14 protein-coding genes are annotated in these 13455 nt (G+C 59.1%); 11 read left to right on the top strand and 3 right to left on the bottom strand.

Annotation, left to right across the window (positions count from 1 at the left end; all coding sequences use genetic code 11):
* A partial coding sequence (locus tag L9Z73_RS14780) for a hypothetical protein (protein WP_247402172.1) occupies window positions 1–456 on the top strand: 456 nt, incomplete at its 5' end.
* 28 nt (window positions 457–484) lie between these two features.
* Window positions 485–700 (top strand): TOBE domain-containing protein, encoded by a 216-nt coding sequence (locus L9Z73_RS14785; RefSeq protein WP_003213899.1) that lies wholly within the window; start codon window positions 485–487, stop codon window positions 698–700.
* A gap of 60 nt (window positions 701–760) precedes the next feature.
* Here the strand turns inward: L9Z73_RS14785 and L9Z73_RS14790 are convergent, their stop codons facing one another.
* Together L9Z73_RS14790 and L9Z73_RS14795 are read right to left on the bottom strand one after the other, a co-directional pair.
* Window positions 761–1402 (bottom strand): TetR/AcrR family transcriptional regulator, encoded by a 642-nt coding sequence (locus L9Z73_RS14790; RefSeq protein WP_247402175.1) that lies wholly within the window; start codon window positions 1400–1402, stop codon window positions 761–763.
* A gap of 245 nt (window positions 1403–1647) precedes the next feature.
* A complete protein-coding gene (locus L9Z73_RS14795; protein ID WP_247402177.1) occupies window positions 1648–3024 on the bottom strand; it encodes a glutamine synthetase family protein in 1377 nt (458 codons plus the stop codon).
* 278 nt (window positions 3025–3302) lie between these two features.
* Here L9Z73_RS14795 and L9Z73_RS14800 point away from each other — a divergent pair, with 278 nt between their 5' ends.
* From L9Z73_RS14800 to L9Z73_RS14835, 8 genes are all read left to right on the top strand, one after another.
* Window positions 3303–3605, top strand: a complete 303-nt coding sequence (locus L9Z73_RS14800; protein WP_247402178.1) for a glutamine amidotransferase — start codon at window positions 3303–3305, stop codon at window positions 3603–3605.
* Between the two features lie 88 nt (window positions 3606–3693).
* Window positions 3694–5052 (top strand): glutamine synthetase family protein, encoded by a 1359-nt coding sequence (locus tag L9Z73_RS14805; RefSeq protein WP_247402180.1) that lies wholly within the window; start codon window positions 3694–3696, stop codon window positions 5050–5052.
* A gap of 58 nt (window positions 5053–5110) precedes the next feature.
* Window positions 5111–6475: an aspartate aminotransferase family protein gene (locus L9Z73_RS14810; RefSeq protein ID WP_247402182.1), complete on the top strand. Its 1365-nt coding sequence runs from the start codon at window positions 5111–5113 to the stop codon at window positions 6473–6475.
* Window positions 6476–6681: 206 nt separating this feature from the next.
* The gene (locus L9Z73_RS14815) at window positions 6682–7776 is read left to right on the top strand and encodes a polyamine ABC transporter substrate-binding protein (protein ID WP_282598636.1); all 1095 of its coding nucleotides are present in this window, start codon (window positions 6682–6684) and stop codon (window positions 7774–7776) included.
* A gap of 209 nt (window positions 7777–7985) precedes the next feature.
* Window positions 7986–9080, top strand: a complete 1095-nt coding sequence (locus L9Z73_RS14820) for a polyamine ABC transporter substrate-binding protein (RefSeq protein ID WP_247402186.1) — start codon at window positions 7986–7988, stop codon at window positions 9078–9080.
* A gap of 67 nt (window positions 9081–9147) precedes the next feature.
* The gene (locus tag L9Z73_RS14825; protein ID WP_247402189.1) at window positions 9148–10290 is read left to right on the top strand and encodes an ABC transporter ATP-binding protein; all 1143 of its coding nucleotides are present in this window, start codon (window positions 9148–9150) and stop codon (window positions 10288–10290) included.
* Window positions 10287–11207: an ABC transporter permease subunit gene (locus L9Z73_RS14830; protein WP_282598635.1), complete on the top strand. Its 921-nt coding sequence runs from the start codon at window positions 10287–10289 to the stop codon at window positions 11205–11207. Before L9Z73_RS14825 ends, L9Z73_RS14830 begins: the two co-directional genes overlap by 4 nt.
* Window positions 11204–12088, top strand: coding sequence for an ABC transporter permease subunit (locus L9Z73_RS14835; RefSeq protein ID WP_247402191.1), 885 nt, complete (start codon window positions 11204–11206; stop codon window positions 12086–12088). Before L9Z73_RS14830 ends, L9Z73_RS14835 begins: the two co-directional genes overlap by 4 nt.
* A 132-nt stretch (window positions 12089–12220) precedes the next feature.
* On the opposite strand, the gene L9Z73_RS14840 is transcribed toward L9Z73_RS14835, so the two are convergent.
* Entirely contained in the window at window positions 12221–12862 is a 642-nt protein-coding gene (locus L9Z73_RS14840; protein ID WP_247402193.1) for an HD domain-containing protein, read from the bottom strand.
* A 229-nt stretch (window positions 12863–13091) separates the two neighbouring features.
* On the opposite strand from L9Z73_RS14840, the gene L9Z73_RS14845 reads away from it, so the two are divergent.
* On the top strand, window positions 13092–13455 hold a 364-nt coding region (locus L9Z73_RS14845; protein ID WP_247402196.1), incomplete at its 3' end, for a DJ-1/PfpI family protein.

Raw genomic sequence — 13455 nt, forward strand, 5'->3', positions numbered from 1 at the left:
GGGCTGATGAGCCTGGCGCTGATCTACATGCTGTTTCGCCCACAGCCGACCAAACACACCGAAGAAGAACCCGCGCTGGACCGCGCCACCCTGATCAAGATCGGCATCTGCGTCGCGCTGTTGCTCGATGAGCCGTTGGGCGCGCTGGATGCGTTGACTCGCATCGAGATGCAGCAACTGATCGAAAACCTCTGGCAGAAGCACGGTTTCACCGTGTTGCTGGTAACCCACGACGTCAGCGAAGCCGTGGCCATTGCCGACCGGGTGATCCTGATCGAAGACGGCGAAATCGGCCTCGACCTGATCGTCGACCTGCCGCGTCCACGCGTCCGAGGCTCGCATCGCCTGGCCGCGTTGGAAACACAAGTGCTCAACCGTGTGCTGTCGCTGCCCGGTAGCCCGCCGGAACCCGAACCTGTTTCACCGCTGCCTACGCAATTGCGTTGGGCGCAATAACTCACTTGTCCCCTGAAGGAAAAACGACATGACTATTAAAGCCATCAACGTGCGTAACCAGTTCAAAGGCACCATCAAGGAAATCGTCGAAGGCGACGTGCTCTCGGAAATCGACGTGCAGACCGCGTCCGGCATCGTGACGTCAGTAATCACCACCCGTTCGGTCAAGGAGCTGGAGCTGGTGATCGGCAGCGAGGTGATTGCTTTCGTCAAATCCACTGAGGTGTCGATCGCCAAGTTGTGATCGCTTGAGGCCGCTATCGGGAGCTTGCTCCCGATGAGGCCCTGCCAGGCGACACATCCATCAGACAGTGACGCCGCGCTTGGGCAAATATGCCGGCAAATAAAGCCCCACATACGCATCGAACACCCGCATGCCTTCCTCCGCCATACGCGGCGTGATCAGCCCATGCTGATGCACCGAACGCGCATACACGCGATCACTCAATTCCAGTGCCAGCGCGAACACGTCCACATCGGTGGGCAGGGTCGGCACTTCAAAGTGCCGGTTGAATACGGCCAGCATCAAGTCACCCAACTCCAGATCGTGCTGGCGGTCCGCCTGATTCACTTCGGTCAGCCCGTGCTGGGTTAGGATCAGCTGGCGGGCGGCGGCGTCGTTGCTGTAGATGGTGAGCATGCGCTGTTCGACGATGTAAGACAGGTCGCGCCAATACTTGAGTGAATCATGCTCGATGGGCGCCTGGATTGCGGCGCGGAATGCCGCATGGACGTCAGCGGTCAACGCTTCCAGCAGTGCTGGCACACTGGCGAAGAAGTGATACACCGACGACGGCGGAATCTGTGCGCGCTCGGCCACGCTGTAGATCGACAAACCGGCCACGCCTTCGGACGCCAGCAACGTGCGGGCGGCGTCGAGGATCGCGTCGATCCGGGCCTGGCTGCGGGCGCGGGGTTTGCGAGGGGCGGCGGGGCGGGTGGTCATGGAAGTCTCCTACAAGGCAGCGGGCATTGTACGCAGAGCTTGAAGGCGATCCACACCTTGTGGCGAGGGAGCTTGCTCCCGCTGGGCTGCGCAGCAGCCCTAAAGCAGGCCACCCCGTTCTGCCTGAAAGGACTCGGTGATCTTGTTGGGGCCGCTTCGCAGCCCAGCGGGAGCAAGCGCCCTCGCCACAAAAAAAGCGCCGCAGGCCATAAGGTCTGCGGCGCTCTTTTTACTGCAACCACCGCTTACACGGTATGCAGGTACCAGTTGTACTCAAGGTCGGAGATGGAGTGTTCGAACTCTTCCAGCTCACTTTCCTTACAGGCGACGAAGATATCGATGTATTTAGGATCGATGTACTTGGCCATCACCTCGCTGTCGTCCAACTCGCGCAGGGCATCGCGCAGGTTGTTCGGCAGGCTTTGTTCGTTCTGCTCGTAGCTGTTGCCTTCCACTGGCGCACCCGGTTCGATCTTGTTGGTCAGACCGTGGTGGATGCCCGCCAGGACCGAAGCCATCAGCAGGTAGGGGTTGGCATCGGCACCGGCTACGCGGTGTTCGATACGCACGGAGTCAGCCGCGCCGGTCGGTACGCGGATGGCGACGGTGCGGTTGTCCAGGCCCCAGCACGGCGAGTTCGGCACGTAGAACTGTGCGCCGAAACGACGGTAGGAGTTGACGTTAGGGCACAGGAACGCCATTTGGGCGGGTAGGGTCTCCAGCACACCGCCGATCGCGTGACGCAATGCGGCGTTCTGCTCGGGATCCTCGCTGGCAAAAATATTCTTGCCGTCCTTGTCCAGGATCGAAATGTGTACGTGCAAACCGTTGCCTGCCTGGCCTGGGTAAGGCTTGGCCATGAAGGTGGTGTCCATCTCATGGTCGTAGGCGATGTTCTTGATCAGGCGCTTGAGCAGTACCGCGTAGTCGCAGGCCTTGATCGGGTCGGCCACGTGGTGCAGGTTCACTTCGAACTGCGCCGGGGCACTTTCCTTGACGATGGCGTCAGCCGGGATGCCTTGCTCTTTGGCACCTTCCAGGATGTCCTGGAGGCAGTCGACATATTCGTCGAGGTCGTCGATCAGGTAGACCTGTGTCGAGTGCGGACGTTTGCCGGAGATTGGCGAGCGGGGCGGTTGTGGGCGGCCGTTCACGTTCTCCTGGTCGATCAGGTAGAACTCAAGCTCGAAGGCAGCGCAGATGGTCAGACCGAGTTCGTCGAATTTGCTCACAACTTGTCGGAGCACTTCGCGCGGATCGGCGAAGAAAGGTTCACCTTCAATTTCGTGCATGGTCATCAGCAGTTGCGCGGTGGGGCGCTTTTGCCAAGGTTCATTGCACAGGGTGTCGGGGATTGGATAACAGATTCGGTCAGCATCACCGATGTCCAGACCCAGGCCGGTGCTTTCCACCGTTGAGCCGTTGATATCCAGGGCAAATAAAGAGGCAGGCAGGTTAATGCCTTTCTCGTAAACCTTGTGGAGGCTGGTGCGTTCGATGCGCTTACCGCGCACCACACCATTCATATCCGCAATTAGAAGGTCTACGTACAGAACCTCAGGATGATCCTTAAGGAACGCGTTCGCTTCGTTAAGCTGAACGGCACGCGGGGGTACCGACATGATGCAACACCTTTGTTGTTAAAAATATCAATCATTGATCTTTTCTGGTTTCAGTCAACCCGAACCGCATGCCGAAGTCAAGCGAGGCCTTTTTTGCCCCAAAAAAGCGCCTAGTGGGCTTTTTTGGGGCTTTTTGGGGCGGTTTTGTCGGTTTGACCGGTTCGGGACTAGCAGGCTTGAGCGGGCCGTGTTGTATTTTTTACGGGGGTGTTGTGTAAAAAAATGAACAAGGCTAAGCTCGATTAAAACCCATAACAGCAATAATACCGGGGTGCTTCATGTCTGGCCTGCCGATAATCGGCATCACCACCTGCTCGAAACAGGTCGGTCTGCATGCTTTTCATAGCTATCTTGAATGTTGCGAACGCGCATTTCCATTGACTATTCAATCCCCGATAAATCCCCTCGATCCGGTCATTATTCTTGACGGCCAGGATGCTGTTCGCGTTCCCCGTTCATTTTTTTATACCCGCCCTTTCCATGACGCCGGTCCTGCCTTTTTTGCGGTTGCCGCTCATTATCCTGCACGGGAGGCAAGCCTTTTGCTTAAGGAGTGCAACGGCACCCCAAATGGCGGTTAAGCTCCCACTCTGATGAACCAGCGACGCCGATGCGTCAACCAAAGCCTGACTTTTAATGGACGTCAGGAAACCCAGCCCAGAGGCATTTATGAGTAACAACCTCGACCAGCTCACCGATTGGTTGAAAGACCACAAGATCACAGAAGTCGAATGCATGATTGGCGACCTCACCGGCATAACCCGGGGCAAGATCTCGCCGACCAACAAGTTCATCGCCGAGAAAGGCATGCGCCTGCCCGAGAGCGTTCTGTTGCAGACCGTGACCGGCGACTATGTCGAAGACGACATCTATTACGAATTGCTCGACCCGGCCGACATCGACATGATCTGCCGCCCCGACCAGAACGCGGTGTTCCTGGTGCCGTGGGCCATCGAGCCTACCGCCCAGGTGATCCACGACACCTACGACAAGCAAGGCAACCCGATCGAGCTGTCGCCGCGCAACGTGCTCAAGAAAGTCCTCAAGCTCTACGCCGACAAAGGCTGGCAGCCCATCGTGGCGCCGGAGATGGAGTTCTACCTGACCAAACGCTGCGAAGACCCGGACTTCCCGCTGCAACCGCCGATTGGCCGTTCCGGGCGTCCGGAAACCGGCCGGCAGTCCTTCTCTATAGAAGCGGCCAACGAATTCGACCCGCTGTTCGAAGATGTCTACGACTGGTGCGAACTGCAGGAGCTGGACCTCGACACCCTGATCCACGAGGACGGCACGGCGCAGATGGAAATCAACTTCCGTCACGGCGACGCCCTGTCCCTGGCCGACCAGATCCTGGTGTTCAAGCGCACCATGCGTGAAGCCGCGCTCAAGCACAACGTGGCCGCCACCTTCATGGCCAAGCCGATGACCGGCGAGCCCGGCAGCGCGATGCACCTGCACCAGAGCATCATCGACATCGCCACCGGCAAGAACGTCTTCTCCAATGAAGACGGGACCATGAGCCAGCTGTTCCTCAACCACATTGGCGGCCTGCAGAAATTCATCCCCGAATTGCTGCCGCTGTTCGCCCCCAACGTGAACTCGTTCCGCCGCTTCCTGCCGGACACCTCCGCGCCGGTGAACGTGGAGTGGGGCGAAGAAAACCGCACCGTCGGCCTGCGCGTACCGGATGCCGGCCCGCAGAACCGTCGTGTGGAAAACCGCCTGCCGGGCGCTGACGCCAACCCGTACCTGGCGATTGCCGCCAGCCTGTTGTGCGGCTACATCGGCATGGTCGAAGGGCATAACCCGAGCGCGCCGGTCGTCGGCCGTGGTTACGAACGGCGCAACCTGCGCCTGCCGTTGACCATCGAAGACGCCCTGGAACGCATGGAAAACAGCAAGACCGTCGAGAAATACCTGGGTCACAAATTCATCACTGGCTACGTCGCGGTCAAGCGGGCCGAGCATGAAAACTTCAAGCGCGTGATCAGTTCTTGGGAGCGGGAATTTCTGCTCTTCGCCGTCTGATGCGCCGGGCGCGCCCTTTAAACGGTGCGCCCTTCACCGAAAAGTCTAGGAGATTGGTATGTCCAGCAACAACCCGCAAACCCGTGAATGGCAAGCCTTGAGCAATGATCACCACCTGGCGCCGTTCAGCGACTTCAAGCAGTTGAAAGAGAAAGGCCCGCGGATCATCACTAAAGCCCGCGGCGTTTACCTGTGGGACAGCGAAGGCAACAAGATCCTCGACGGCATGGCCGGCCTGTGGTGCGTGGCGATCGGTTACGGTCGCGATGAACTGGCTGATGCCGCCGCCAAGCAGATGAAAGAACTGCCGTACTACAACCTGTTCTTCCAGACCGCCCACCCGCCGGTGCTGGAACTGGCCAAGGCGATCTCCGACGTCGCACCGGCCGGCATGAACCACGTGTTCTTCACCGGCTCCGGCTCCGAAGGCAACGACACCATGCTGCGCATGGTCCGCCACTACTGGGCGATCAAGGGCCAGCCGAACAAGAAAATCATCATCAGCCGCAAGAATGGCTACCACGGCTCCACCGTGGCTGGCGCCAGCCTCGGCGGCATGACCTATATGCATGAGCAGGGCGACTTGCCGATCCCGGGTATCGTCCACATCGCCCAGCCTTACTGGTTTGGCGAAGGCGGCGACATGAGCCCCGAAGAGTTCGGTGTGTGGGCCGCCAACCAGCTCGAAGAGAAGATCCTGGAACTGGGCGTGGACAACGTCGGTGCCTTTATTGCCGAGCCGATCCAGGGCGCCGGTGGCGTGATCGTGCCGCCTGACAGCTACTGGCCGCGCATCAAGGAAATCCTCGCCAAGTACGACATCCTGTTTGTCGCCGATGAGGTGATCTGCGGTTTCGGCCGTACCGGCGAGTGGTTCGGCAGCGATTTCTACGACCTCAAGCCCGACATGATGACCATCGCCAAGGGCCTGACCTCGGGTTACATCCCGATGGGTGGCCTGATCGTGCGCGACGAGGTGGTTGCGGTGCTGAATGAAGGCGGCGATTTCAACCACGGCTTCACCTACTCCGGTCACCCGGTGGCAGCGGCGGTGGCCCTGGAAAACATCCGCATCATGCGCGATGAGCAAATTATTAAGCGTGTGCATGACGAAACGGCACCCTATTTGCAGAAACGTCTGAGGGAGCTGGCTGATCATCCATTGGTGGGTGAAGTGCGCGGTGTTGGCATGCTCGGTGCAATTGAACTGGTTCAGGACAAAGCGACGCGCAAGCGTTACGAAGGCCGTGGCGTTGGCATGATTTGCCGAACCTTCTGCTTCGAGAATGGCCTGATCATGCGCGCCGTGGGTGACACCATGATCATTTCGCCGCCGCTGGTGATCAGCAAGACCGAAATTGACGAGTTGGTGACCAAGGCTCGTCATTGCCTGGACCTGACTTTGGCGGCATTGCAGGGCTAAGTGCTAGGCTCAGAACGCAGTGGCTCTTGGGCGCTGCGTTCGGGCAGTTATAAATGTGGGGGTTAGTTGAAAGCCGGCCCCCTAACTTGCCAGACTGTTGTCCTGTTTTGCTGCCCTTCGACGGGCTGCCAAACAGCTGTAGATCGATGAAGTATGTTGCGGTCCAAAAAAGAAAATCGGAGCATCACCAAATGAAGGCATTAGGTTTGAAGAACGCTGGCAAGACCCTCCTCGCGTTGTCCCTGATGGGCGCAATGGCGGGCGCGGCCCAGGCAGACGATAAAGTGCTGCACGTCTACAACTGGTCCGACTATATCGCTCCGGACACCATCGCCAACTTTGAAAAAGAGTCGGGCATTAAAGTGGTGTACGACGTATTCGACAGCAACGAGACCCTCGAAGCGAAGTTGCTGGCAGGCAAGTCCGGTTACGACATCGTCGTACCGTCGAACAACTTCCTCGCCAAGCAGATCAAGGCCGGCGTCTACCAGGAGCTGGACAAGTCCAAGCTGTCCAACTACGAAAACCTGAACACGTCCCTGCTCAAGGCCGTGTCGGTCAGCGACCCGGACAACAAGCACGCGTTCCCGTACATGTGGGGTTCGATCGGCATCGGTTACAACCCGGAGAAGGTCAAGGCCGCACTGGGCATCGACAAGATCGATTCGTGGGACATCCTGCTCAAGCCGGAAAACATCGCCAAGCTCAAGAGCTGCGGCGTGAGCTTCCTCGATTCGCCAACCGAAATGTTGCCGATCGCGCTGCATTACCTGGGCCTGCCGACCGACAGCCAGAAGAAGGCTGACCTCAAGCAAGCCGAAGACCTGTTCCTGAAAATCCGTCCTTCGATCGGCTACTTCCACTCCTCCAAGTACATCTCCGACCTGGCCAACGGCAACATCTGCGTGGCCGTGGGTTACTCGGGTGACATCCAGCAGGCCAAGTCCCGCGCGGCTGAAGCCGGTGGCAAGGTCAAAGTGGCGTATGACATTCCGAAGGAAGGCGCCGGTAGTTTCTATGACATGGTCGCCATCCCTAAAGATGCCGAAAACCTTGAAGCCGCCTACAAGTTCATGAACTATCTGCTCGAGCCGAAAGTCATGGCGGCGATCACCAACAGCGTGCGTTTCCCGAACGGTAACGAGAAAGCCACCGCATTGGTCGACAAAGACATCACCAGCGACCCAGGCATCTACCCGCCAGCGGATGTGCAAGCCAAGCTGTATGCCATTGCCGACTTGCCGGCGACGACGCAGCGTGAAATGACACGCAGCTGGACTAAAATCAAATCGGGCAAATAAGCCTTAAAACCTGTGGGAGCGGGCTTGCTCGCGAAGGCGGAGTGTCAGTCGCCGATGTTCTCGGATGGTACGCCGCCATCGGGAGCAAGCCCCCTCCCACACATTAAATGACATAAAGTTTTGCCGGATCGGTTTATCGAGGGTAAGTTGCGCGCCGGTTTTGTTGCCGGGCAACAACTTTGGGCCCAACTATTTAAGAGGACCTCCACTTGCCATTTTCTTTATTTCGCCAAGCCTTGCTGGTAGGTGCAGGTGTCACGCTGGCCATCAGCGTGCAGGCCGCATCGACTGTGCATGTTTATAACTGGTCGGACTACATCGGCCCCGACACCCTGGCCAACTTTGAAAAGGCCTCCGGTATCAAGCCGGTGTATGACGTGTTTGATTCCAACGAAACCCTGGAAGGCAAGTTGCTGGCCGGGCGTACCGGTTACGACGTGGTGGTGCCGTCCAATCACTTCCTCGGCAAACAGATCAAGGCCGGGGCGTTCCAGAAGCTCGACAAGTCGTTGCTGACCCACTACGCCAACCTCGACCCGGCGCTGCTCAAGCGTCTGGAAAAGAACGACCCGGGCAACCAATACGCCGTGCCGTACCTGTGGGGCACCAACGGCATCGGTTACAACGTCGATAAAGTCAAAGAAGTGCTGGGCGTCGACAAGATCGACTCCTGGGCCGTGCTGTTCGAGCCGGAAAACATGAAGAAGCTGGCGAAGTGCGGCGTGTCCTTCATGGACTCGGCAGATGAAATGCTGCCGGCGGTGCTCAACTACATGGGCCTGAACCCCAACAGTGAGAACCCCGAAGACTACAAGAAGGCCGAAGCGAAACTGCTGAAAGTGCGGCCCTATGTGACCTACTTCCATTCTTCCAAATACATCTCCGACCTGGCCAACGGCAACATCTGCGTGGCGGCCGGGTTCTCCGGCGATGTATTCCAGGCCAAGGCGCGCGCAAGCGAAGCGGGCAAGGGCGTGAATATCGCCTACGCGATTCCGAAAGAAGGCGGCAACCTGTGGTTTGACGTGCTGGCGATCCCCAAGGACGCGACCAACGTCAAAGAGGCCCACGCCTTCATCAACTATTTACTGCAACCTGAGGTTATCGCTCAGGTGAGTGATTACGTCGGTTATGCCAACCCTAACCCAGGGGCGGACACACTGATGGAACAATCGATACGCACCGACGAAGCGGTTTACCCACCGCAGGCGGTTCTCGAGCGGACATTTGTCAACGTCGAGCTACCCCCGAACGTGCAGCGTTTAATGACCCGTAGCTGGACCAAGGTCAAGACGGGCAAGTAAGGCTCAAACTATCCTGGGTTCGCCCGCCTCGGGCGAACTGCACCCTTTTTTTTCGGGAGTTTCGTAAATGGCAGTTGCCTCCGGCGCCTATAAGAAAGCCCTCGAGGGCGACCAGACACCGAAAAAGGTGCTGGTCAAAATCGACCGGGTCACGAAGAAGTTCGACGAGACGATTGCCGTGGACGATGTGTCCCTGGAAATCAAGAAAGGCGAGATATTCGCCTTGCTCGGCGGTTCGGGTTCGGGCAAATCCACCTTGTTGCGCATGCTCGCAGGTTTTGAGCGTCCAACCGAGGGTCGTATCTACCTCGACGGTGTGGACATCACCGACATGCCGCCCTACGAGCGGCCGATCAACATGATGTTCCAGTCCTACGCCCTGTTCCCGCACATGACCGTGGCGCAGAACATCGCGTTTGGTCTGCAACAGGACAAGATCCCCAAGGCCGAAGTCGACGCCCGCGTGACCGAGATGCTCAAGCTGGTGCAGATGAGCCAGTACGCCAAGCGCAAGCCGCATCAGTTGTCCGGTGGCCAGCGCCAGCGTGTGGCCCTGGCCCGTTCGCTGGCCAAACGCCCGAAACTGCTGCTGCTCGATGAACCGATGGGCGCCCTCGACAAGAAACTGCGTTCGCAGATGCAACTGGAACTGGTGGAAATCATCGAGCGCGTCGGCGTGACCTGCGTCATGGTGACCCACGATCAGGAAGAGGCCATGACCATGGCCGAGCGCATCGCGATCATGCACCTGGGCTGGATCGCGCAGATCGGCAGCCCGGTCGACATCTACGAGACGCCGACCAGCCGCCTGGTGTGCGAATTCATCGGCAACGTCAACATTTTCGACACCCAGGTGGTCGACGACGCCGAAGGTCACGCGGTGCTCAAGTGCCCGGACCTGGACCGCGACATCTACGTGGGCTACGGCATCGCCACTGCGGTGGAAGACAAGTCGGTGACCTACGCCATTCGCCCGGAAAAACTGCTGGTCACCACCGAAATGCCGACCTGCGAGCACAACTGGTCCAGCGGCAAGGTCCACGACATCGCCTACCTCGGCGGGCACTCGGTGTTCTACGTGGAACTTCCGAGCGGCAAGCTGGTGCAATCCTTCGTCGCCAACGCCGAACGCCGTGGCCAGCGGCCAACCTGGGGTGACCAGGTATACGTGTGGTGGGAAGACGACAGCGGCGTGGTACTTCGCTCATGAACATGAAGAAACTCAAGCGGCGCTTGCACCGCATAATCCCCAGTGGCAAGCAGGTGGTCATCGGGATTCCCTTCCTGTGGCTGTTCCTGTTTTTCGCGCTGCCGTTTTTCATTGTCCTGAAAATCAGCTTTGCCGAAGCCGATGTGGCGATTCCGCCCTACACCGAGATCTACACCTACGTTGAGCAGAAGCTGCAACTGGTGCTCAACCTCGCCAACTACAGCTTGCTGGCGGGCGACGAGTTGTACATCGCCGCGTACCTGGGTTCGCTGAAGATGGCGTTCTTTAGCACCTTGCTGTGCCTGCTGATCGGTTACCCGATGGCCTACGCTATTGCCACCGCGCGCAAAGAGATGCAGACCGTGCTGGTGCTGCTGATCATGATGCCGACCTGGACCGCGATCCTGATCCGCGTGTATGCGTGGATGGGCATCCTTAGCAACAATGGTTTGCTCAATAGCTTCCTGATGTCCATTGGGCTGATCAACGAGCCGCTGCAGATCCTTAACACCAACATCGCGGTGTATATCGGTGTGGTCTATTCGTACCTGCCGTTCATGATCCTGCCGCTGTACGCCAACCTGGTGAAGCACGACCAGAGCCTGCTGGAAGCCGCCTCGGACCTGGGTTCGAGCACCTTCAACAGTTTCTGGAAGATCACCGTGCCGCTGTCCAAGAACGGCATCATCGCCGGCTGCATGCTGGTGTTTATCCCGGTGGTCGGCGAGTTCGTGATCCCGGAACTGCTGGGCGGTCCGGAAACCCTGATGATCGGTAAAGTGTTGTGGCAAGAATTCTTCAATAACCGTGACTGGCCGGTGGCTTCTGCTCTGGCGGTGGTGATGCTGGCGATCCTGATCGTGCCGATCATCCTGTTCAACCGCAGCCAAGCCAAAGAGATGGAGGGCAAGATATGAAGCGCGTCAGTTTCTCAAGCTTCATGCTGGTGGCGGGGTTGTTGTTCATCTACCTGCCGATGCTGATCCTGGTGATCTATTCGTTCAACGAATCCAAGCTGGTGACGGTGTGGGGCGGTTGGTCGATCAAGTGGTACGTGGGCCTGTTGGACAACACCCAATTGATGGGCTCGGTGGCACGCTCGCTGGAAATCGCCTGCTACACGGCCATCGCGGCCGTGGCGCTGGGTACATTGGCGGCGTTCGTGCTGACGCGCATCAGCCAATTCAAGGGTCGCACGCTGTTCGGCGGCCTGGTGACCGCGCCGTTGGTCATGCCCGAGGTGATCACCGGTCTGTCGCTGTTGCTGCTGTTCGTGGCGATGGCGCAGATGATCGGTTGGCCCCAGGAGCGTGGCATCGTCACCATCTGGATCGCCCACACCACGTTCTGTGCGGCGTATGTGGCGGTGGTGGTGTCGGCGCGTTTGCGTGAGCTGGACCTGTCGATCGAAGAAGCGGCGATGGACTTGGGCGCGCGGCCGTGGAAGGTGTTCTTCCTGATCACCATCCCGATGATCGCGCCGTCGTTGGCGGCGGGTGGGATGATGTCCTTCGCGCTGTCCCTCGATGACCTGGTACTCGCCAGCTTCGTCTCCGGCCCGGGCTCGACCACCTTGCCGATGGAAGTGTTCTCGGCCGTGCGCCTTGGGGTTAAACCCGAGATCAACGCCGTGGCCAGCCTGATTTTGCTGGCGGTGTCGCTGGTGACCTTCCTGGTGTGGTTCTTCAGCCGTCGTGCCGAAGACCTGCGCAAGAAAGCCATCCAGCAAGCGATCGAAGAAGCGGCCGCCGATGGCTGGCAGCAGCCGGACAAGCGTCGGGCTCCCGCGCCGGTCTAACGGCCTGCGCCGGGTTAAAAATGTGGGAGGGGGCTTGCCCCCGATGGCGGTGGATCTGTCACAGCTTCAGTGACTGACACTCTGCTATCGGGGGCAAGCCCCCTCCCACATTTGGACCGCATTCCAGGTTGATTACGCAGCCCACGGCGACTGGCGAATCACCTCGACAAAGTTCATCGGCTTGAACCCCGGCGCCTGATCCACCAGCACATCGGTCTTCACGTTGCCAAACGTGGTCTGCGGGCGATGGCGCAAGCCGTCGGCGAAGGCGCAGATGATGCACTCCTTGAACCCTTCACCGCGTGGATGCGCATGCACCACGGCTTCGCGCTGCACGGGGGTAAACGCGGCGTAGTCCATGCCCAGCACGTCCATCTCGACGCCGGCGGTGACCAGCGCCACGGTCGGGCGCAGATGTTGCGGCACACCCGGCGTCGTGTGCAGTGCGATGGACAGCCACACCTGCTCGATATCGTCATCGCTCAGCCCATACGGCGTGAGGAAGTCCGCCGCTGCGTTGGCACCGTCGACTTCGAAACGCTGGTCATCGCTGCGATGGCCTTGCACCAGGCCCAGGTCATGGAACATCGCGCCGACGTACAGCAACTCCGGGTTGTAGGCCAGTTGCTTGCGCTCACCGCTCAACGCGCCAAACAGAAACACCCGGCGCGAGTGGTGGTAGAGCAGGTCGGACTCGACGTCGCGGATATAGTCGGTGGCGGCCTTGGCCAGGGCGCTGTCCGGGATCTTGATGCCGGCGATGGTGGTGCTCATGGTCGTTCTCCGCAAGAAAGCGCCGGGGTGGCGCCGAGGAAGCCAGTCTGGTCGCGTGACTGGGGAGGGGCTATCGCAGCGAGGGTGCGATGTCGGCCAATGTGCCGCTACATCGTGCCAAGTGAAAATCGGCTAGGGTGTAGCAGGCAATATCACCCTCCAAGTCTGCGAAAATCCAAAGGTGGGAGGGGTTCTGTGTTTATCCAGTTAGGTAAAGGTGTGCCTGTTCATGAGCAAAACCGTCGCCATCCTGATCTTCCCCGGCGTCCAGTCACTGGATGTGACCGGGCCGATGGATGTGTTCTGCGAGGCGAACCGTTTTCTCGTGCCTGAAGATCACTACCAACTGGAAGTGATCGGTATCGGCCACGGCACGATGGCGGCCTCCAACGGCTTGTCGTTGCAAGCTCATCGGCATTACCGCGAAGCCCTGCAAGCCTATGACCTGCTGCTGGTGGCGGGTGGCCCGCAGCTGCCGTTCGAGGATTTCGGTCCCGACTTCGATGACTGGCTACGCAGTGCCGCCGCCAGGGCGCGGCGCTTCGGCTCGATCTGCAACGGCGCCTTCATACTCGCTCGCGCCGGTTTGCTCG

The organism is Pseudomonas emilianonis, assembly GCF_023072625.1.
Taxonomy (GTDB): Bacteria; Pseudomonadota; Gammaproteobacteria; order Pseudomonadales; family Pseudomonadaceae; genus Aquipseudomonas; species Aquipseudomonas paraveronii.